The organism is Pseudomonas sp. B16(2017) (assembly GCF_002113205.1).
Classification (GTDB): Bacteria; Pseudomonadota; Gammaproteobacteria; order Pseudomonadales; family Pseudomonadaceae; genus Aquipseudomonas; species Aquipseudomonas pharyngis.
The window spans coordinates 180,802-202,187 of record NZ_NEKA01000007.1; the positions used below are offsets into that span (position 1 = coordinate 180,802).

General features: G+C 60.8%; 19 protein-coding genes. 3 read left to right on the plus strand and 16 right to left on the minus strand.

Going from position 1 to position 21,386, the window contains the following annotated elements; genetic code table 11:
* Positions 1–92 precede the first annotated feature (92 nt).
* From CAG25_RS14340 to CAG25_RS14355, 4 genes are all read right to left on the minus strand, one after another.
* Entirely contained in the window at positions 93–617 is a 525-nt protein-coding gene (locus tag CAG25_RS14340) for a hypothetical protein (RefSeq protein WP_085611786.1), read from the minus strand.
* A 15-nt stretch (positions 618–632) separates the two neighbouring features.
* Positions 633–1,343: an AraC family transcriptional regulator gene (locus CAG25_RS14345; RefSeq protein ID WP_085611785.1), complete on the minus strand. Its 711-nt coding sequence runs from the start codon at positions 1,341–1,343 to the stop codon at positions 633–635.
* Positions 1,344–1,390: 47 nt separating this feature from the next.
* A complete protein-coding gene (locus CAG25_RS14350; RefSeq protein WP_011333880.1) occupies positions 1,391–2,845 on the minus strand; it encodes a sensor histidine kinase in 1,455 nt (484 codons plus the stop codon).
* A 346-nt stretch (positions 2,846–3,191) separates the two neighbouring features.
* Complete coding sequence (locus CAG25_RS14355) at positions 3,192–3,839, minus strand: response regulator transcription factor (protein ID WP_011333881.1); 648 nt, start codon at positions 3,837–3,839, stop codon at positions 3,192–3,194.
* Between the two features lie 402 nt (positions 3,840–4,241).
* Here CAG25_RS14355 and CAG25_RS14360 point away from each other — a divergent pair, with 402 nt between their 5' ends.
* Positions 4,242–5,216 (plus strand): LysR family transcriptional regulator, encoded by a 975-nt coding sequence (locus CAG25_RS14360; protein WP_085611784.1) that lies wholly within the window; start codon positions 4,242–4,244, stop codon positions 5,214–5,216.
* Positions 5,217–5,326: 110 nt separating this feature from the next.
* Here the strand turns inward: CAG25_RS14360 and CAG25_RS14365 are convergent, their stop codons facing one another.
* Complete coding sequence (locus tag CAG25_RS14365) at positions 5,327–6,145, minus strand: alpha/beta fold hydrolase (protein WP_218191694.1); 819 nt, start codon at positions 6,143–6,145, stop codon at positions 5,327–5,329.
* Between the two features lie 345 nt (positions 6,146–6,490).
* Entirely contained in the window at positions 6,491–8,665 is a 2,175-nt protein-coding gene (locus CAG25_RS14370; protein WP_085611782.1) for a TonB-dependent siderophore receptor, read from the minus strand.
* A 406-nt stretch (positions 8,666–9,071) separates the two neighbouring features.
* Between CAG25_RS14370 and CAG25_RS14375 the strand changes: the two genes are divergently transcribed.
* Positions 9,072–9,512 carry a hypothetical protein gene (locus CAG25_RS14375; protein WP_085611781.1) on the plus strand — a complete coding sequence of 147 codons (441 nt, stop codon included), beginning with the start codon at positions 9,072–9,074 and terminating at the stop codon, positions 9,510–9,512.
* Positions 9,513–9,635: 123 nt separating this feature from the next.
* Here CAG25_RS14375 and CAG25_RS14380 read toward each other — a convergent pair whose 3' ends face one another.
* The 6 genes from CAG25_RS14380 to CAG25_RS14400 form a co-directional block, all read right to left on the minus strand.
* The gene (locus CAG25_RS14380) at positions 9,636–10,055 is read right to left on the minus strand and encodes an organic hydroperoxide resistance protein (RefSeq protein WP_085611780.1); all 420 of its coding nucleotides are present in this window, start codon (positions 10,053–10,055) and stop codon (positions 9,636–9,638) included.
* A 216-nt stretch (positions 10,056–10,271) separates the two neighbouring features.
* Positions 10,272–10,433 carry a hypothetical protein gene (locus CAG25_RS28650; RefSeq protein ID WP_172829481.1) on the minus strand — a complete coding sequence of 54 codons (162 nt, stop codon included), beginning with the start codon at positions 10,431–10,433 and terminating at the stop codon, positions 10,272–10,274.
* Positions 10,434–10,590: 157 nt separating this feature from the next.
* Complete coding sequence (locus CAG25_RS14385) at positions 10,591–11,943, minus strand: cytochrome c (RefSeq protein ID WP_085611779.1); 1,353 nt, start codon at positions 11,941–11,943, stop codon at positions 10,591–10,593.
* Positions 11,944–11,960: 17 nt separating this feature from the next.
* Positions 11,961–14,210 carry a molybdopterin cofactor-binding domain-containing protein gene (locus CAG25_RS14390; protein WP_085611778.1) on the minus strand — a complete coding sequence of 750 codons (2,250 nt, stop codon included), beginning with the start codon at positions 14,208–14,210 and terminating at the stop codon, positions 11,961–11,963.
* Positions 14,210–14,665, minus strand: coding sequence for a (2Fe-2S)-binding protein (locus CAG25_RS14395; protein ID WP_085611777.1), 456 nt, complete (start codon positions 14,663–14,665; stop codon positions 14,210–14,212). The genes CAG25_RS14390 and CAG25_RS14395 overlap by 1 nt, the downstream gene beginning before the upstream one ends.
* 77 nt (positions 14,666–14,742) lie before the next feature.
* Positions 14,743–15,675, minus strand: coding sequence for an AraC family transcriptional regulator (locus CAG25_RS14400; protein ID WP_085611776.1), 933 nt, complete (start codon positions 15,673–15,675; stop codon positions 14,743–14,745).
* A 227-nt stretch (positions 15,676–15,902) separates the two neighbouring features.
* Between CAG25_RS14400 and CAG25_RS14405 the strand changes: the two genes are divergently transcribed.
* Positions 15,903–17,111 (plus strand): MFS transporter, encoded by a 1,209-nt coding sequence (locus CAG25_RS14405; RefSeq protein WP_085611775.1) that lies wholly within the window; start codon positions 15,903–15,905, stop codon positions 17,109–17,111.
* Positions 17,112–17,299: 188 nt separating this feature from the next.
* Here CAG25_RS14405 and CAG25_RS14410 read toward each other — a convergent pair whose 3' ends face one another.
* The 4 genes from CAG25_RS14410 to CAG25_RS14425 all read right to left on the minus strand — a co-directional run bounded on the left by CAG25_RS14410 (position 17,300) and on the right by CAG25_RS14425 (position 21,246).
* On the minus strand, positions 17,300–18,298 hold the full coding sequence (locus CAG25_RS14410; protein WP_085611774.1) for an NADP-dependent oxidoreductase: 999 nt from the start codon (positions 18,296–18,298) through the stop codon (positions 17,300–17,302).
* 67 nt (positions 18,299–18,365) lie between these two features.
* On the minus strand, positions 18,366–19,235 hold the full coding sequence (locus CAG25_RS14415; RefSeq protein ID WP_085611773.1) for an alpha/beta fold hydrolase: 870 nt from the start codon (positions 19,233–19,235) through the stop codon (positions 18,366–18,368).
* Between the two features lie 82 nt (positions 19,236–19,317).
* Positions 19,318–20,106: an SDR family oxidoreductase gene (locus tag CAG25_RS14420; RefSeq protein WP_085611772.1), complete on the minus strand. Its 789-nt coding sequence runs from the start codon at positions 20,104–20,106 to the stop codon at positions 19,318–19,320.
* Between the two features lie 39 nt (positions 20,107–20,145).
* Positions 20,146–21,246 carry an alkene reductase gene (locus CAG25_RS14425; RefSeq protein ID WP_085611771.1) on the minus strand — a complete coding sequence of 367 codons (1,101 nt, stop codon included), beginning with the start codon at positions 21,244–21,246 and terminating at the stop codon, positions 20,146–20,148.
* Positions 21,247–21,386: the final 140 nt, after the last annotated feature.

Genomic DNA, 21,386 nt, shown 5'->3' on the forward strand with positions numbered 1-21,386 from the left:
GCCCGCCATACTTGCAAGATACGCTTTCAAAAATTGTGGAATAGTATACGTGGGTATGTTTGGTTGGTTTTTTTGTTAGTTGCGAAAGTTAATCAATGTTCAGCAAATAAATGGTTGTTGATTAACGAAAGAAAGTAACTGTTATGTCGAGTGCAGGCTTCAAAGAGTTGTCGGCTGGCGTAGTCGTTGTTGGCAATTGCGCTGGCGCGACAGTCGCGGAACAAGGCATCGGCGGCCCGCAGTCGGCGCAGGGCGCGGTCAATGCCTTTAAGGCAGTCGGCAAAGCATAAAGGTTCGGGAGCCTCATTGAGGTGGTAGAGCGCGTCGCGCTGGGCATGGCCGCCCAGGTCGGTGATGCCGGTGACGAGAAAGTCGGCGTAACGGGTATTGGCATTCAACAGCCTGCGAAACAGCGTCTGCACCGGTAAAAAGCTGACAGCGTGCAGTGTCTGCTGGCTGTGCTTGAGCCGCGCCAGAATGCTCAGCGTCGCGCTCAGGGTCTGCGTCATTGCGTCGATGATCTCCACGCGCTCAGCGGTGGACAACGATGTGTGCGTGCCATAGCGGGTGACGCAGGGCGGGTGACTGACCAGGTACAGTGTGTGCGGTGCGTTCATGACCACCGTCTCCGGCTAGCGCTCGTGCGCGATGGAATGTTGTGATTGCAGCAGCGGACTCCACTGTTTCTGGTTGTCCGGGCGTCGGTAGTACACCACCATGCGCCGGGCGACCTGCATGGCCAGCTCGCGACCGTGATCGGCCTCGACCAGCGCCAGCGCCAGATCGATCCCCGCGCTGACCCCGGCCGAAGTCCACACCGAGGCCTGGTGGACGAAGATGGCCTCGCGATCCAGCTCGACCCTGGGGAACAGCCGCTCGAACATGTCAGCCATCAACCAGTGTGTCGCCACGCGCAGTCCATCGAGCAGTCCGGCCTGAGCCAGGAAAAAAGCACCGCTGCATACCGACGTCGTACGGTTGGCCGTGGCTGACGTGGCGCGTAACCAATCGACCAGCGGCGCGTTGTCTCGCAACGCCTGGCTGATGAACGCCGAGCCCGGAACGATCAACGTATTGATCGGCTCGTCGCCGAGCTCATCCAGCCGCCGGGTTTGAACCACCAGGCCTTCGCCGGTCTGCACCGGCCCGCCTTGCAGGCTCGCGGTGTGCAAGGCATAACCGGGCAAACCGAGTTGCGCCAGTCCGCACGTCGCCGCCCAGAAAACGGTCTGCGCACCGGTCAGATCCAGCAGGCCCATTTGCGGGTATGCCACGAACACGACGGTTCGTTCGTGTACCGGGGTTTCGGGTTCTGCGCCGGGGTTTGTACGTTGGATAGACAATGCGGGTCTCCATATCGCCACCGGGCGACATCAGGGGTGGATGGTTGTCATTGATCGTGTTCGAGCGCAGCCAATGGAATCGCAAACACAAACTGCGTGCCGACGCCCTCGGTGCTGTTGACCCAGATGCGGCCGCCGTGGAATTCAATGATCGAACGGCAAATGGAGAGGCCCATTCCCAGGCCGGTGGGCTTGGTGGTGAAGAATGGGTCGAACAGCGAAGGCAGGATGTCCTCGGCAATGCCAACGCCGGAGTCGGCGATTTCAAGCACGGCCTCGTTGTGCAGGATCGAGGTGGTGATCCGCAGCGTCCGGGCGCGGTCAAGTACATTGGCCATGGCCTGGCAGGCGTTGATGATCAGATTGATGATGACTTGCTGCAGCTGTACCCGGTCACCTTTGATTCGTGCCCCGTGAGTGCCCAGTCGGGCGTGCGGGCGCACCTCATGGAAGCTGATGTCATGTTGCATCAGCGTCAGCGAGTCACTGACGATGTCGTCGAACACTTCGACATTGCGTTGCACCTCGCTGTGTCGCGACAACGCCCGAATACAGGCGATGACATCGGAGACCCTGACCGAGTTTTGAATGATCCGGTCCAGCGAACGGCGGGCTTCTTCCAGGTTGGGTTCGGGCCGGTTGATCCAGCGTTTGCAGGATTCACCGCTGGTGATGACCGCTGCCAGCGGCTGATTGATTTCGTGGGCAATCGACGCGGCCAGTTCGCCCATGGAAGTCAGGCGCGTGACGTGGGCGAGGGTGGCTTGCGAGTGAAACAAGGCCTCTTCCGACTGTTTGCTGGCGGTGACGTCCATCAGCGCCCCGGCGTATTGCGTGCGCCCGCGATGTCTGGGCAACGGGCTGGCGATCATCTGCACGTGCTTGATCCGACCATCCGGCATGAGCAGCCGATGCTCGACTTCGACCAGCTCCTGCCGGCGCGCAAACTGCTCCAGCACCTGATCGATAACCGGCAGGTCGTCGGGATGAGTGCGTGACTTGACCAGCGCCAGTGTCGGGGTGACGTCCGGCGAATACTCGAAAATACGCGACGACTCTTGCGACCATGACACGCTGACTTTTTTATCGATGATGAAACCGATACTGCCGGTGTGGGTAAGTTTCTGTGCGCCCAGAAAGAACGCTTCCTTGCGCCGCAGCGTTTCAGTGGCGCGTTTGCTGCGCAACGCGAGCAGGGAAATGGTCGTCAGCGCGATCAGGCACCTGACGAATCCGGCGATGCTGCGGTGATCGCGATAACCTTCATCGACCAGAAAGTCGGCCGTCAGCAGCGTGAGGCAACCCAACGCGACGGCAAGAAATACCGGTACCGGGAAGATGTTCGCTGACATGAATACCAGCGTGATGTAGAACAACGTCGGCGCAACGTCCAGATCGAGGTACGCGTTGGTTATATAGATCATGCTGCCGACCGCTATGGCGCAAAGCCAGGCGAAGGCGTCTGAACAAAGAAGTTGTGCGCGACGTTTGATGATAGACATTTATTCTTCCAGATTTTTGCTATCGGACGGCAGGGCGTGTTCTTTCGATGAAGCAGGCAAACGCTATGAAAGGCGTATTAATGAAGAGGTTAAAAAGTCTGAAGTTGTTTTTCAGGCATGACGGTTGTTGGCGACTGTCTGTCATTCACCAATCGTTGTATTGAGTAATGGTTATTTGAATAAAGATCTTATTCGAAGACTTCTATACTGGCACTGCTGCATTGGGTCATTTGCAGTATGAATGGGTATGAACCGGCTATACCCAAGTGTTAGCTGTTCGGAACTTGAGTGTTGATGGTGCCGGCCAGCCACGGCGGCTTGAGCCATACCATATCGTTTCATTCGGTCACCGATGTGCAGGCAGCGCCGCGATGACTTCAGCCATGCGCACCAGGTCGGCAAATGAGCGCGCGCCCATCTTGCGCATGGCCTGTCCCCGGTGGATCTTCACAGTGATTTCACTGAGGCCGATTTCCCCGGCGATCTGCTTGTTCATCAAGCCTGAGGCCGCCAGCGCCATGACCGTCTGCTCCCGGGGTGTCAACGTCCCATGACGGGCGCGCAGCTCATCGGCATGCCGCCCTGACTCGCGACGCTGCTTGTCCCGCGAGTGTGCGGCGCAGACGGCATCGATCAGGTCCTGCTCGCGAAACGGTTTGGTCAGGAAGTCCACCGCGCCGGCTTTCATCGCGCGCACGGTCATGGCGATATCGCCGTGTCCGGTGATGAACACGATTGGCACATTGATTCCGGCGGTGGCCAGTTCATTCTGGAAATCCAGCCCGCTGCTGCCTTGCAGGCGCACGTCGAGTACCAGGCAACTCAGCGTGTCCGGACGTTGATACGTCATGAACTCGGCGACCGACCCGAACAGCTCCACCCGCAGACCAATGGAGCGCAACAGGCTGCCGAGGGATTCGCGCAACGCGGCATCGTCGTCGACGATGAATACCACCGGCTCGCTGGGGTTGTTGCTGATGGGATTGTTGTTCATTGCTCTTTTCCCAAAAGGTTGTGACGTTGTGGCGAATCCCTTGGCCGGGCGGCCGGTGTTTGCTCGTGCGGGTTGATGCCCGACCAGAGACACGGTCCCGCTGGCGATAGCGCCGTGCGACACGTTGCGCAGGTGTGGGCGTGAGTAGATAGACGGTTAAGCATCGTAGTGGCGCAGCACGCCGTCAGCTAGGACAAAAAACCCGAAAAAACGGCCATTGCACCGGTCTTTGCGCGGCCCGATGCAGCTATCGGTTTCAAACGGTTCATACACAAGTATCAAAACACTCACCTAACGCATGATCCCGCTGTCCCCAAGTACCACAGACGTCCGGCAGCCGCGCCCTTAACCTTTAACAGCTCTCCGTCGATCTCAATGGCCGCGTGCCGGGTGGTGAACTTCATGAACAGAAATGAACTCCGTCGTGTCGACATCAATCTGCTGGTGGTCTTCGAGACGCTGATGCATGAGCGCAACGTCAGCCGGGTCGGCGAGAAGCTGTTTCTCGGTCAACCAACCATCAGTGCAGCGCTGGGGCGTTTGCGTGTGCTTTTTGACGATCCGTTGTTCGTTCGTGCGGGGAGGGTGATGGAGCCGACAAGGCGGGCCGAGGAAATTTTCGCCAACCTGACGCCGGCGCTGGATGGCGTTGTCGCGGCGTTGAGCCGTTGTCAGCCCTTCGACCCAGCTACCAGCGAGGTGACCTTTCAGGTCGGCCTGTCCGACGATGTCGAATACGCGTTGCTCCCGCGACTGCTGCGCCAGCTTCGTAGCGAGGCGCCGAATATTGCCTTAGTGGTGCTGCGCGTCGATCAGCAGCAGATGTCGCAGCGGCTGTTCAATGGCGAGATTTCTCTGGGCATCAGCCCTACGCTCGATCTGCCGGCCAACGCCCGACGCAAGAGTCTACGGTCGATCCGGCCAATGCTCCTGCGCTCGGATACCCGCCCGGGCCTGCTGGCGCTCGATGAGTTCTGCGAGCGACCGCACGCCATCGTGTCATCCATGGGCAAAGCCAAAGACGACACCGACCACGCGCTGGACCTGCTCGGACGTCGGCGCAAAGTGGTGCTGGCAGTGCCGCAGTTCAGTGCCTTGCCAAGGTTGTTGGCGCAGAGCGACATGCTGGTCATCGTGCCGGATTACGTGGCCAGGACCATGGCCTCGGTGAATGGCATCAGGGCCGAGCCGGCCCCTCTGGTGCTGCCATCGCGTGAGCTTTCCATGGTCTGGCGTGCCGCTGCGCACAACGATTGCGCTCAGCGTTGGCTGCGTTCGCGTTGCCAGGCATTTCTTGGCACGCCGATTGAGTTGCAGGTAGTGCCCAAGCTGCGCCCGGCGTTGCCCGTCGATCAGACGTTGATGATGGCCCGGTAGATAACTGCAACGGCTGTGTGATTCGCCCAATAAAAAAGCTCCGACTCGATCGGAGCTTTTCTTTTCAGGGGGCTGTACGTGGCTTGTCGTGAGGGCGCGGCCCTGGAACCTCATGCATTGATAAACGCCAGAAGGTCCGCGTTGATGGAGTCGCCGTGGGTGGTGCACATGCCATGGGGCTGGCCGGGGTAGGTTTTCAGCGTACCGTGCTTGAGCAATTTGATTGAGAGGTGAGCCGAATTGGTGATCGGCACGATCTGGTCATCTTCACCGTGCAGCACCAGGGTCGGCACATCGATGTTTTTCAGGTCATCGGTGAAGTCGGTTTCGGAGAACGCGCTGATGCAGTCGTATTGCGCCTTGATCCCGCCGTTCATGCCCTGACGCCACCAGTTTTCGACGATCGCCTCAGACACTTTCGCACCTGGGCGATTGAAGCCGTAGAACGGTCCGCTCGGGAAGTCACGATAAAACTGGCTGCGATTCTGCGCGAGTGCTTTGCGCAACCCATCAAACACCTCCATCGGCAGGCCGCCGGGATTTTTTGCGGTGCGCAGCATGATGGGCGGCACGGCGCCGATCAGCACGGCCTTGGCCACCCGGCCGCGACCATGCCGCGCCACGTAGCGCGCCACTTCACCGCCGCCGGTGGAGTGGCCGATGTGCACGGCGTTGCGGATGTTCAGGTGCGCCATCAGTTCGGCAACGTCGGCGGCGTAGGTGTCCATTTCGTTGCCCGTGGCGGTCTGTGAGGAGCGACCATGGCCACGTCGATCATGGGCAATGACGCGAAAGCCCTTGCTGAGGAAGAACAGCATTTGCGCATCCCAGTCATCACCGGAAAGGGGCCAGCCGTGATGGAAAACGATCGGCTGGCCGTGGCCCCAGTCCTTGTAGAAAATCTGCGTGCCATCCCTGACGGTGAGCATTCCCGAGCCACTGCCGTTGCCGGCGCTTTTGCTGACCCCTGACGCGGATGCTGGTGTCTGCTGTGTCGCCAGCGCCGGCAATGCCACCGCCAGGGTTGCGGCCATGGCGCCCGTCGTGATCAAGCCACGACGGGTGGTTCCGTTTTTCTCGTCAGTCATTTTGAACACCCATTGAGTTAAAGAAGTTGCACAGGCGGCGCAAGGCTGCAGTCCTGGCCGAAGGCAATCTTTGGGCAAAGGGGTACGACTGACCACCAGACATGGGTTTTTGAAATTAACGCTTTGGTATGTAGGGCGTGGCGGGAGGAGTGCTGCGGGGTTGGCGCGTCCCTGCGCCTGGACAACTCAGAAGGTGTACTTGGCCGTCAGCATCATGTTGCGCGGCGTGCCATAGCTGTCGCCGCCGTAGCTGACGGAGTTGGCGATGGTGGAGTAATACTTGCGGTCGAAGATGTTGTTGGCGTTGAGTTGCAGGTCGAGGTTGTCATTGACCCGGTAGCCGGCCATCAGGTCGGTCACGGCGTACGCGCCTTGCTTGAGGCGGTAGTTGCCGCCATCGAGCAGTTCGATGTCGTTGTACATGCGGCTCTGCCAGGAGATGTTGCCGCCCACGCGCAGTTTTTCCAGCGGGCCCTGGAAGTTGTAGCGGGTGGTGAGTTTGAACAGGTGTTCCGGGGTGTCGGTGTCGAACTGCTTGTTGACGTTCTGCGGGTTCGCCTCGTCTTTGATGGTGTGCGTGCGGGCGTAGGTGTAGCCGCCGCCGATCTGCCAGTTGTCGGTGAGCGCGCCTTGCAGTTCGAAGTCGATACCCTGGCTGCGGATCTCGCCGGAGGCTTCATAGCAGGACGACTGCGGGCAGTTCGGGACGAACACTTGCACCGCGCGGTTTTCCTGATCGACGCGGAACACGGCGAGGCTGGCGTTCAGCGCGCCGCCCAGGTATTCGCCCTTGATGCCGACCTCGTAGTTCTTGCCCACGATCGGCTTGACCGGGTTACCGGAGGTGCCCTTGTTGCTCTGCGGGGTGAAGATGTCGCTGTAGCTGGCGTACACCGAATGATGGTCGTCCAGCTCGTAGATCAGGCCGGCATAGCGGGTGACGTTGCGGGTGACTTTGTAGTCGCCGTCGCCATCGCGGTTGTCGTAGTCGTACCAGTCCAGACGCCCGCCGAGGATCAGTTTCAGCGGGTCGGCCAGGCTCAGGCGAGTCGTCAGGTACACGCCGTCCTGAGTGGTGACTTCACGCGTGTTGTTGGTGTGGACGAAGTCCGGTTTGCCGGCGTTGATCGGCCAGTTTGTGTCATAGGGCGAGTAGTTGTGAGTGGTCAGGTCGTAGATGCGTTTGCTGGCGCCGACCACCAGTTCATGGCTGCGCCCGAAGGCTTCGAACGGACCGCTGAAGAAGGCGTCGAGACCTGCCTGGTTTTCATCGGCCTTGGACTGGTAAACCGTGCGGGCCAGGGTGTCGTTGACCCAGCGCGACTGGTACGAGCCGGAGAACAGCGCGTTCTGTTCGGAATAGTTCGCGTTGACCTGCAGCTTCCAGTCGTTGGCCAGTTGCTGACGGATCTCGGCGAAGACCGTGTTGATCTCCTGATCCTTGTCTTCCCAGGAGGTGCCGGGGTTATACGAGCGCGGCAGATCGAGGTGATGGCCGTCGAGACCGATCATCGACGATCCCCAGAAGTAGTTGGTCCTGTCCTTCTGGTGCGAGAAACCGAGGGTCAAAGTGGTGTCGTCGCTCAGATCGGCTTCGGTGACGGCGTAGAACAGGTTGTGTTGTTCGTCCACGTCATCGATGAAGCTGTTGGCGTCGTGGTAGGACGTGACCACCCGGCCGCGCAGGGTGCCGCTGTCGTTGAGCGGGCTGGAAGCATCGAGCTCGCCGCGATAGTTGTCCCAGGTCCCGGCGGCGCCGGTCAGGGTGACGCGCTGCTCGGCCAATGGCCGTTTGCGCACCAGGTTGATCGCCGCCGAAGGGTTGCCGGCACCGGTGACCAGACCGGTCGCACCCCGAACAACCTCGACCCGATCAAACATCGCCAGATTCGGCTGGGATCCGACGTTCACGCCGTCGTAGCCGCTTGGAATGCCGTCGTACATCAGGTTGTCGATGTTGAAGCCTCGGGCTTTGTAGGCCTGTCGGCCTGGGCCGCTGGAGTAGTCGAGGAACAGCCCTGGCGTGGCGTTGACCACGTCGTTGATGCTGGTCATCGCCTGATCGTCCATGCGCTGGCGCGTGATGACGGTGACGGCTTGCGGTGTTTCGCGCAGGGTCAACGGCAGTTTGGTGGCGGTGGCCATGGTGCCGGTGGTGTAGGACTCGGAGCCTTCGGTGGTGCTGCCCAGCTGTGTGGATGTGATGGCGGTCGCGCCGAGCTCGAGGGTGGCGGGCGGGGCGGTGTCCTGCGCCTCGCGGGTTTCATCGGCCAGCGCCGGGGCCATGACGGCCATGCAGATGGCCATGGACAGGAGGTTGCGTGACGGGTTGAAACGATGCGGCGAGGTAGGGCGCGACATGAAGGCTTCCTGATTTTTAAATAGCAAACAAAGAGCTGTTGAGAATCATTGCTAATAATTGTGTCAGGGTTTTTTACAGCAACAAAGCGCTTCGTGAAAAAAATGTGAAATTGCGCAGGAGGAGAGGGAGGGGACAAACGTGATCAAGGAACCGCTTAAGCGCGGCACTTGCAGCGCAGGAGCCGGTTACACCGTTGGTCAGCTTGCAATGCAAACCAACAGGTTGGTGTCTACTTTTGTGGCCGGGTCAGCCAAATGACAGGAGACATTCTGAAGTCATTCAAGCGCTTTCGAGCTGACCCCGTGACGTTGATTTCAGGATGGATCTTGAATGAGGCGCGGAGCATCGCCCAGGCTATGCGTAACGGAGAACCCGCGCCTTTTGAGCTCGTTAAGGAGAACGCAGATGGCAATCAGCCGAGACACCGAAACAACCGATAAAACAGCGCTGGTACAAGCCGAGGTGCACCGCTGGTACAACCTCTTTTTCCCGTGGTCGCGCGGTGTGGCTTCCCAGTCGGAAGACGCGATAAAGCCTTTGTACGATGCCCTGGCGAACGATTTCCGGGTGGTGCTCACGGACGGTCAGATCATGAACCGGGAAAATTACTGGGAACGCCTTTGGGGCCTGCACGGCCAGCGTGCCGGCAGCCCCGAATCACACATCATCAATCTCTCGATCACGCCGCTTCCCGGTGATTTCTTCCTGACGGTTTTCGACCTGGTCAAGAACGGGATCACCAAGAAGAAAGTCGACTCGGCGCTCATGCGCCTCGACCCGGATTCGCCATCGGGAATCTCGTGGATTTACGTCCACGAAAGCGAGCACGAGACATCGTTCGCGTAAATCATTCAATGACCGTTCGCGCCTCTGGTTGTTTGAACCGGAGGAACGGCATCGCTCAACTCTGTAAAAAAAAACCGCCCGAAGCCGTGCATCGGGCGGTTTGCAGGATCAATCAGGACTGATTCAGATCAGCCGCAGGGTGACGTCGATGTTGCCGCGAGTGGCCTTTGAGTAAGGGCAGGTCTGATGCGCAGCGTCCACCAGCGCCTGAGCGACCGAAGGCTCCAGCCCCGGCAGGCTGACACTCAAGCGCGCCTGAAGAAAGAATGCATCGCCGGCCTTGCCCAGATCGATTTCGGTTTCGACCGCCACATCCGCCGGAAGCCTGATCTTCTGTGCCGCGGCTGCCTTGCCCATGGCGCCGATGAAGCAGGCCGACCAACCGGCGGCCAACAGTTGTTCCGGATTGGTGCCGCTGCCATTCGAACCCGGTGGCGAAAGCTTGATGTCCAGGTTGCCGTCCGAGCTGCGTGAGGCGCCATCGCGCCCGCCAGTGGTGCGGGTCTTGCCGGTGTAAAGCACGGTGTCGAGTTGATTGATCATGGAAATACCTGCCTGTGATGGGGGATGTCGGACAGAAGGTTCCGATGGCCCACACTTTTGCATTGGCATGTACCCGAGATGTGTCATGCAGCGGAGTTTTTGTATCGCTCTGTAGCCTTATCGGTGTGGAAGGGGTCACACCTGGCCGTTTTTAACCGGGTGCAGCGCAGGGGGGAGCCGAAAGCCCGGACCTTGCCGGGCGGGTGATGGACGTATTCAGCGCGAATCGGCGTTTCGCGTACGTTGCGTTGCAGATGCTTCGCGGCGTCTGCGAAGCCACGTGATGACCGCATGTACCGGGTGGAGGACGGCGACGAGAACGCCAAGCAGCATGATGGTGAAGATGATGATCAGCGGGATGCTTTCATGCGAGAACATGGTGGGTAACTCCTGTAGTCACTATGTCGGAACCCGCAGACTAGACGCTTGGAGCGATGTTTTAGATGAATGTATGTTCATTCGACGAGGTGTGGAATGTGCTACGGCGCAAGGGCGTTTCCACACGCAAGTCGATGGCTCCCGTCGGGTTTTCCTCTTAACGCATCTGCAGGATGATCGGACTGCTGCTGGCCGGATCGGTGTGCTCACGCAGCTTGCCAACCGTGTTTGCATCAACAGCACTGCCCTGATTGCCCCAGGTGCTGCGCATGAAGGTCAGCACCTCGGCGATCTGCTGATCCGACAGCTGCTCACGGAAGGCTGGCATGCGATAGGCATCCGGCACGCCGGCCGTCACCACTCGTTGCGATCCATTCAGAGTGATGTTGATTGCCGAGGCACTTTCCTTGGCCAATGCCGAGGTGGCGCCTGCCAGTGGCGGCATCCATTGCGATTGACCCTTGCCGTCCAGACCGTGGCACGACGCACAGCGCGTCACGTAGGTCTGTGCACCGGGCGATTCCAGACGTTGCGCTGCCGAAACCGCTTGATACTGCCAAGGCGCGCCATCCCGTTCGCGATCCCCGGGTAGCGACTTCAGGTAGTGGGCAATCGCGGTCAGATCGTCATCGCTCATGAACTGCGTGGAGTTGTTGAACGCCTCGGTCATCGAGCCGTAGACCACCGCGTGCTGGTTGCGACCGGTCTTGAGGAACTGCACGATCTCTTGCTCGCTCCAGCGGCCCAGCCCGGTGTTGTGGTCAGCGCGCAGGCTCGGTGCGTACCAGCCATCGAGCAAGGCGCCAGCGAGGTATGGCTTGCCGGACTCATCCAGTGCCTTCTCGTTGAACGCCAGGCTGCGCGGCGTGTGGCAACTGCCACAGTGCCCGGCGCCCTGCACGAGATAAGCGCCGCGGTTCCACAGCTCATCCTGCGACGGTTTGGTCACATAAGGTTCGGCGTCGACAAACACACCGTTCCACAGCGCAATTGGCCAACGCAGGTTCAGCGGAAATGGAATCGCACTGGGGATGTTCGCCTGTTTGACCGGCGCCACGCCTTTCATGAAGAACGCATACAGCGCTCGCACGTCGTCATCACTGAGCTTGGCGTAGGACGGGTAGGGCATGGCCGGGTATAAACGGCGACTGTCGGGCGCCACGCCGTGGCGCACGGCACGATCAAAGTCCGCCAGACTGTAGTGGCCGATGCCGGTTTCCGGGTCCGGGGTGATGTTGGTCGCATGGATCGCGCCCAGCGGCGTGGCCATTTCCAGTCCACCGGCGAATGGCGCACCGCCTGGCACGCTGTGGCAGGCCACGCAATCGCTGAGCCTGGCGACGTATTCGCCCCGAGCTACCAACGCCGGGTCGATATCGGCCACGGCGATTTGATGGTTCTCCAGGCGCGAGACAGGCTCGCGGGTGACATACCAGGCCAGCAGGCCTGCCGCGACCAGGCACGGCACCGCCAGCCAGCCAGCGGTTCTTGCGAATCGGCTGTTATTCATGGACGCTCCGGCGCTGATCAACTGAAGGTGTGTCGGCTCATGGGCAGGCTGCGCACCCGCTGACCGGTCAGCGCTGCCACCGCGTTAGCGACAGCGGGCGCGACCGCAGGCAACGGCGGTTCACCGATGCCACCCATTTTTTCTCCGCTCTCGACCACACGCACATGAACCCGTGCCATCCGCGCAGGCGGCAGGATCGGATACAAGTCGTAGTTGCGCGCCCGGGGTTTGCCATCGATCCACACGGCTTCTTCCACCAGTGTTTGCGACAGGCCCAGCGCCACGGCGCCATTGACCTGAGCCTCGACAATCGCCGGGTTGACGATGCTGCCCGGGTCAATCGCCTGCCAGATGTCATGCACCTTGACCTGGCCGTTCTCGATGGACACCTCGGCGATCACCGCCGTCTCCGTACCGAACGGCGAAGCCATTGCCACCCCGCGCGCACGTCGGCTGCCATCCTCGGCGGTAAACGGCCCACGTTTCCAGCCACCTGACAGTTCACCCACGGATTGCAGCAGTGTGGTCAGCCGTTGGTTGCCGCGCAGCAAATGCAGGCGCAGGTCGAACGGGTCCTTGCCACCCTTGTCGGCCAGTTCATCGAGGAACGATTCATAGAAGAAGTCGTTGAGGGAATTGCCCACCGAACGCCAATAGCCGAGCATCGCCGGGCCTTTGACGTAGATCTGCGCGATGCGCTTGTTGGGGATCGCATAGGACTTGCCCGACAAGCCTTCAAGTGCCGTCGGATCGAGCTTTTCACCCTGCTTGCCGGCGAGGGCTTCGGTCGGGCCTTCGGTGGCACTGATCGCTTCGATTGCCAGCGGCCAGCCGTCGTTGTCCAGCGCGGCACGGAAATTCACCGCGGCAACCGGGCGAAGCACGTCACGCAGGAACTCTTCCTCACGACTCCAGATCAGTTTGACCGGGCGGCCAACCGCTTTGGACAGCGCGATGGCCTGAGGGTAGGGGCTGGCCGAGTCGTAGAGGAAATGCCGACCGAAGAACCCGCCCAGCAGCGGCGAATGCAAGGTGATGCGCGACGGATCCAGCCCGGTGCGTTTGGCGATATCGGCGCGGAACATGTCCGGCGCCTGATTCGGCAACCAGACTTCCAGCGAACCGTCCGGATTGAACCGGGCCAGCGCTGAAGGCGGCTCCAGCTGTCCGTGGTTCAGGTATTGGTTGTGGTAAGTGGCGTCTATCCGGGTCTTGGACTCCTTGAGAATCGAAGCCACATCGCCCTCATGTTCATCGTCTCTGGCGGGGCTTTTATCTTCAGCGAGGCGCTTGAACCAGGCATCGCTGGAAAAGTCGGCGGGCATCGGCCGCACTTGGCTGTCGGCCGTCGGCTCTTGCCAGTCGACCTGGATCGCCTCGACGGCACGTTTGGCGTGCCACCAGCGCTCGGCGACCACCGCCACAGCGCCCGGCAGACGATGCACGGAATGTACGCCTTTCATCGCCTTGACCTGATCTTCGTTGCGCAGGTTGCCCACGGTCATCCCCAGGCGCGGGGCATGTTGAACGGCGGCATGCAGCATGTCGTCGACCTTCAGATCGATGCTGTACAGCGCCTTGCCCGTGGACTTGTCGTAGGCATCGAGGCGCTTCACCGGTTTGCCGATCCAGCGGAACTGACTCGGATCGCGCAGCTTTACAGAGGCCGGATCGGGAACCGGCAAATCCATTGCGCGCTCGGCCAGTTCACCGTAGGCCAGCGAGCGGCCCGATTTGGCGTGCACCACTTTGCCAGGCTCGGTGCTCAACTCGCTCACCGGCACGCCAAGTTGCTGCGCGCCCGCCTGCAACAGCATGGCGCGGGCAAGGGCACCGAGGCGGCGCATGACCGGGTAACTCATGCGCACCGACATACTGCCGCCGGTGATGCGCATGCCGTTTTCCATCACCACATAGGCTTCGCCAGGCGGAGCGGCTTCGACCAGAAAGGTTGCCGGGTCGGCATCCAGCTCTTCACCGACAATCTGCGCCATCGCAGTGAACGTGCCTTGTCCGCCTTCCATGAACGGGCAGAGCAGACGCACGCGGTTGTCCGGGCGGATCTCGAGAAACGCCGGGACCTGTGTGCCACGCTCGGCCGTAGTTGTCGCTGCAGCTTGCACCCGTGTCGCACCGAGTGGCAGACCGAAGCCGAGCACCAGTGCGCCGACGGCGGTACCGGTCAGAAAACGTCTGCGCGATACATTGATCGGTTCCTGTAGATCCAGGACTGAAGCGTGTTGTGAAGGGTCGATACGAACGTTCATCACGCGTCCCCCTTGCCGGCAAGCTCATGCACGGCGGCATGAATGGCGTTGTAAGTACCGCAGCGGCACAGATTGACCATCGCCGCCTCGATCTGCGCATCACTCGGTTTGGGGTTCTGCTTGAGCAGCGCGGTGGCAGCCATCACCTGCCCGGACTGGCAGTAGCCGCACTGGGCGACCTGCAGATCGACCCAGGTCGAGACCACCCGCTTGCCCACGTCATCGGTTTCGATGGCTTCAATGGTGGTGACCTCGCGGCCAACCACACCCGCCACCGGCGTGACGCAGGAACGCACCACATTGCCGTCCACCAGCACCGAGCAGGCGCCGCATTGCGCCAGCCCGCAGCCGTACTTGGTGCCGGTCATGCCCAGATCATCGCGGATCACCCACAGCAAGGGCGTATCGGCGTCGGCATCGACCTGGTAGGTCTTCTGGTTGATTCGTAGTTCCATGATTCACCCGCTGATCATCGGTTGACGTGCATTGTTATGAGCGGTGACACGCAGCGAGGCGCATCACCGGTTTTCGTTCAATTCGCGACTGTGCCGAGCGCTTCTGCCTCGAATGGCTGCGCGCGCAAAAGGGCCATGTCACGACTCGGTGCGGTGCCGAACAGCCGGCCATATTCGCGGCTGAACTGCGAAGGACTTTCATAGCCGACCGCAAACGCCGCCCGCGACACGTCCAGGCGCTCGACCAGCATCAGCCGCCGGGCTTCGTTGAGCCGCAGCCATTTCTGGTACTGCAGCGGACTCATGCCGGTGAGCTGGCGGAAATGATGGTGAAAGGTCGGCGCGCTCATCTGCACTCGCGCGGCCAGATCGTCGATGCGCAGGGCATCGGTGTAGTTGACCTTCAGCCAGTCAATGGCCTTGGCGATGCGATAACCCTGACCGTCGACGGCAGTGATCTGCCGCAGCCGTGGGCCTTGGTCGGTATGGAGCAGCCGATAATGGATTTCGCGCAGGATCAGCGGCGCCAGGACCGGGATCGCCTCGGGTTCATCGAGCAATGCCAGCAGGCGATCGAGCGCGTCCTCCAACGCTGACGACAGGCTGCCAATCGCAGCGCCCGTACCCGTTGATGGCTGGCGCTTGGCCGGCAAGCCGCTCTTGGTAATGACCTCCGCAAGCATGCTGACATCCAGCTTCAGCACGAGGCCGACACAGGGCTGTTCGGGACTGGCGAGCATCACTTCGGAGTTGGCGGGCAGGTCCAGCGACGTGACCAGAAACCGCGACGGGTCATAGCTGTAGCCCTCACCACCGACCCACAAGCGCTTTTCGCCGCGACCCACGAGAATCAGGCTGGGTTCGATCATGCACACAACGGGGGGCGCCGGCTGGTCGCGACGAAACAGCGACAGCCCGGGTATCGACGTGGCGAAGTCACCCGGCGCGTTCACACGCGGGTCGATGTGCCGTGCCAAAGGTGATTCCTGGGGCAGAGGGGTCGGGATCATGTGGGCTCACTCCTTTGACTGAACTCTAATGCGCGCGCGAGACGTTTCCTATCTATCACCCTGCATCCCCAGAGGATCAGGCAAGCATTCAAGAGGAATGCACTAGGGAAGCACCGGATTGACCGGGAGAATGTGTCCATCTGTTACAGGGGCAGTGCCCGGACGGGCGACAAACTGCTTGCCCTTGCGCATCACCCCCTACGTTTTTCGCATCACAGGTAGTTTCCATGACGTTTCCTTCTACAGATCCTTCTAAAAGAACAGGCGGCTGGAGCGCCGTGCTGGCGATGTCGCTGGCCGCATTCGCTCTGGTCGCTTCCGAGTTCATGCCCGTCAGCCTGCTGACGCCGATTGCGGCAGACCTGCACATCACCGAAGGCCAGGCCGGGCAGGGGATTTCCGTGTCCGGTGGCTTTGCCTTGATCACCAGTTTGTTGATCGCCTCGGTCGCCGCTCGCATCGAACGCAAGCAGCTTCTGCTGGGCCTGACCTTGCTGATGATCGTCTCCGGAACGGTCGTCGCGCTCGCCCCGGGCTATCCGTCATTCATGTTTGGACGTGCGCTGATCGGGATTGCGATCGGTGGTTTCTGGTCGTTGTCGGCGGCGACTGCCATGCGCCTGGTGAAGCCTGAACAGGTTTCCCGCGCGCTGGCCATCGTCAATGGCGGCAACGCTTTGGCCACGGTCATCGCCGCTCCGGTGGGCAGCTTCCTTGGCTCATTGATCGGCTGGCGCGGCGCATTCTTCTGTGTGGTTCCGGTCGCGGTGCTTGCCGCCGTGTGGCTACTGATCAGCCTTCCGTCTTTCAAGGCCGAGCGCCAGGTCGGTAGCGGCAACGTTTTGCGGCTGATGAAGCAATTGCCAGTGGCCTTGGGCATGGTCGCCGTCAGCGTCTTTTTCATGGGCCAGTTCATGCTGTTCACCTACCTGCGACCATTTCTTGAGGGCGTGACGGGCGTCAGTGTCTCAACCTTGTCGTTCATGCTGCTGGGGCTGGGACTGGCCGGTTTTATCGGCACCTTTCTGATCGAACGGTTTATGGGGCGCGGCCTCTACCGCACGCTGACCGCCATTCCGCTGATCATGGCGGCGATCGCGCTGGCGCTCATCAGTTTCGGCAAATCGCCGGTGCTGACCGCCGTGTTGCTCGGACTCTGGGGGCTGGTCGCCACGGCCGCGCCGGTCGGCTGGTGGACATGGCTGGCGCAGACGCTCCCGGATGATGCTGAGGCGGGAGGCGGCTTGCTGGTAGCCATCGTCCAACTGGCAATTGCCGGCGGCGCAATCATTGGCGGTCTGGCCTTTGATTTGAGCGGCTACAAAGCCACCTTCGAGCTTAGCGCCGCTGTCCTGGTCGCCGCTTCCGTGCTGGCCTGGCTGGCCGGACGCAATGCCACGCAAATTCATCTTGTCGAGTCGAGCGCGACAGCCTGACGAGATCACCTGCAACCTTCCTCATGGCTCAAGCATCAAACTGCGCCAAACGATAACGGGCGCTTGAACCTGCACATCATCCGGTTGAAGCACTTGCTGCTCCTCTGGCGAAATCACTTCGGCTGAGGGCCGCTCCAGCAGTAAAGGCTGTGCAGTGTCTACGTTCGATTCAGAAACAGGCGGCGTGGTCATTTGAGCGCAACAACGACCTTGCCCTTGGCGCGTCCCTGCTCAACGTACTTCAATGCTTCAGCCGTTGATTCAAAGGGGAAGGAGCGATCAACCACAGGTTTGATGATTCCGCCCTCAACGAGCGCGGTGATGCGTTGCAGTTGAGCGCCATTGGCTCGCATGAACACAAACGCATAGCTGACGTCCTGCTTGCGCGCTTTGCGACGAATGCCAAGGCTCAGCAGGCGCATGACTTGCTGCAATGGCCAGGACAACCCTTGCTCCCGCGCGAACTGCACAGTGGGTGGGCCCGAGATGGAAATGAGTTGGCCGCCGGGCTTGAGGACCTTGAGTGACTTCTCCAGCACGTCGGCGCCGAGGCTGTTCAGCACCACGTCATAGTCATGCAGCACATTTTCGAAGTCCTGCTGTGTGTAGTCGATCACCAGATCGGCCCCCAGCGCCTTGACCCATTCGACATTGGCGGTGCTGGTGGTTGTGGCGACAAACGCACCGAGGTGTTTGGCAAGCTGAATGGCAATGGTGCCGACGCCGCCCGAGCCTGCGTGAATCAGCACTTTCTGGCCCTTTTGCAGCCGGGCGGTTTCAACCAGTACTTGCCAGGCGGTCAGTGCAACCAAGGGCAGGGACGCGGCTTGTGCCATGTCGGTATTGGCAGGTTTCAGGGCCACGGCGTTTTCGTTCACGGCGATCAATTGGGCGAACGTCCCGATCCGCGCTTCGGGCGGGCGAGCATATACCGCGTCTCCCGGTTTGAAGCGTGTCACCTTCGAACCGACTTCAACCACGACCCCCGCCAGGTCATTGCCCAGGATCAACGGAAAGGCGTAGGGCAGGATCAGCTTGAACTCGCCTTTGCTGATCTTCGAATCCAGCACGTTGACACTGCTCGCATGGACCTCGATCAAGACGTCGTGGGCACCGACTGCGGGGGCGGGCGCTTCGCTAATGCGTCCGGGGTTCTTGCCATAGCCATCAATCAGAAATGCTTTCATCGTGGTGCGGCTCTTGCTGGTTGTACGGAGGGTAGTCGGTGGGTTGCGGTGTTGCTGCGTGACGTGATCAAGCATCGAGAAACGCCTGCGCCTTGGCCACAAAGTCGGCGTGATGCTGGAAAATCCCGCCGTGCCCGGCATCCTCATAAATCACCAACTGTGCGTCGGGGATAAGCCTGGCCAGTTCAAACGAGTTAACGCTGGGCACCATGATGTCGTTGTCGCCGTTGACGACCAGCGTCGGCGTGCGCAAGCGTCCAAGCGCTTGCCGCGGTTGTTTGCCCCACGCCGTGATGGCTTTCAATTGCCGCAGGAAGGCGCGCGGCGTCGGGCCCTTGTCGCGATTGTTCTTGCGTGCCTTGAGGCGTCGTAAATACTGCGAGGCAGACCGTCGCCCATTGGCCGACGAGGTGAAGAATAGGTAGAACTTGGGATCGCGCAGGGTCAGCAAGCCTTTGAGGATCAATGGCCATGACACTGTGCCGACCTTGTCGATGCCGGTGCCGCCCGCCGGTCCAGTACCGGTCAGAATCAACCGGCGTACCAAGTCAGGCGCCTTGAGGGCAATGTCCTGAGCGACGAAACCTCCGAGGGAAAAACCGAGCACATCCACGGTTTTCAGCCCCAGCGCCCTGATCAGCTGGATGGCATCGTCGGCCATTTCACCCACCGTCAGTGGCGCGGTTCCACCCGAGTTGCCGATGCCGCGATAGTCGGTGGTGATGACGCGTCTGGTTTGCGCCAGGCCATCGATGATCGCGGGGTCGAAGTTGTCCAGCACCGCGCCCCAATGGTTGAACAGTACAAGCGGCACGCCGGTTGCGGGCCCGGTGTCGCGGTAGGCGAAGGGAATGCCGTTGACCGTGATCGACTGGTTCGCTGCGTCGATGAATGACGTCGGCGAACCCGGGCGGGAATTTGTCTGTATTGAACTCATTGTCACTCCGGCAAGCCGGCAGCATTCGATGCAATGCCATGTGCCTGCATCGAATCTGCCGCGAATGCTCGCTAGCAAAAAATCACTGTGGCGTCTGGTAGCGTTGGGCGACCGCAGACTGGCGGATTTGCCCCAGCAGGCCCTGGCGTGCGCCCTGCAGGTCATCCCAGCGCTCGGCTTCGTGCAGCGGCGGGATGGTCACAGGTTCGCGGCGATCAAAACCGACCAGTGCGGCATCCACCAGATCACCCACTTCCATGATTTCGCTCAGGGTGTTGATGTCGACGCCGGAACGATCCCAGATTTCCGTGCGAGTGGCGGCGGGCAGCACGGCTTGCACATAGACACCCTGCGGCGACAGTTCCAGGCTCAGTCCCTGGGACAGGAACAGCACGAAGGCCTTGGTTGCACCGTAGACGCTCATGCCGAACTCCGGCGCCAGGCCTACCACCGAACCGATGTTGATGATTGCGCCGTCGCCGGCCTTGGCCAGGCGTGGGGCGATGGCGCTGGCGAGCCGCACCAGCGCCGTGGTGTTGAGGGCAACCAGTTGCGCAACGCTGTCGGTGCTTTGGTCGACAAAGTGGCCGGACAGCGCAGCGCCGGCGTTGTTGACGAGAATGCCGATACGGGCGTCGTCGCGCAGGCGGCTTTCAACGGTGGTCAGATCGCCGAGTTGGGTCAGGTCTGCCTGGATGACATCGACGGCGACGTCGTGCTCGCTGCGCAAGCGCGCTGCCAGTGTGTCCAGGCGAGCCTGATCACGGGCGACCAGTACCAGATCGTGACCGCGTTGCGCGAAGCGTTCGGCATAGACGGCGCCAATGCCGGTGGAGGCGCCGGTGATGAGAACAGTAGGGCGAGTGCTCATGGGGTATCTCTCTTTCAGAAGGTGAGAAACGGAACGCGCTCAGCTTGCGCTGACGCTCGATTCAGCGAGAGTCGGGTAGTCGATGTAGCCCGCCGCGCCGCCGCCGTAGAGGGTGGCGGGATTGAACGCGGACAGCGGCGCGCCCTGCTTGAGGCGCTCCACCAGATCCGGGTTGCCAATGAACGGGCGACCGAAGGCGATCAGGTCGGCCTGGTCTTCGGCGAGCCGCGCGTTCGCCAGGTCCAGGTCATAGCCGTTGTTGGCGATATAGGTGTTTTTGAAGCGCTGGCGCAGGGCGCCGAAATCGAAAGGGGCCACGTCGCGCGGGCCGCCGGTCGCGCCTTCGACCATGTGCAGATAAACCACACCAAGGGCGTCGAGTTGCTCGACGACGTAATTGAATTGCGCCTGCGGATCGCTGCTGGATACGCCGTTGGCTGGCGACACTGGAGACAGGCGCACACCGGTGCGATCCGCGCCGATCTCATTGACGACCGCCGCCGTCACTTCGAGCAACAGACGCGCACGATTTTCAATCGAACCGCCGTAAGCATCGGTGCGCCGATTGGCGTTGTCCTTGAGAAACTGATCCAGCAAATAGCCGTTTGCACCGTGAATCTCCACGCCGTCGAACCCGGCGGCGACCGCGTTGGCTGCGGCCTGGCGGAAATCGGAGACGATCCCCGGCAGTTCGTCGAGTTCCAGCGCGCGGGGTTCGGAAACGTCTTCAAAGCGGTTGTTGACGAACACTTTGGTCGCGGCACGCAGCGCAGAAGGAGCCACCGGTGCGGCGCCGTTTTCTTGCAAGTCAACGTGCGACACGCGGCCGACATGCCACAGCTGCAGGAAGATTTTTCCGCCCTTGGCGTGAACCGCATCGGTGACTGTGCGCCAACCGTCTATCTGCGCCTGCGTGTAGATCCCGGGGGTGTCCTGATAACCCTGGCCCTGTCGGGAAATCTGCGTCGCTTCGCTGATCAGCAAACCGGCGCTGGCGCGCTGGCTGTAATAGGTCGCCGCGAATTCGCTCGGGACAAAGCCCTGGCCTGCGCGGTTGCGTGTCAGCGGCGCGAGAACGACGCGGTTCGACAGCGTGAGACTGCCCAGGGTGTAAGGGGTGAACAGAGTCTGTTTGGTCATCTGATGAATCTTCCGTGCCCGTGAATGGAGATCGGTGGGTGTGAAATTAGGATGATGATCGAAATCTAAACTGTCAACGGTTTTGATTATGGGCGACATCTATGTATCATCGGAGGCAGGAATTCCCGCTAAACACGAGG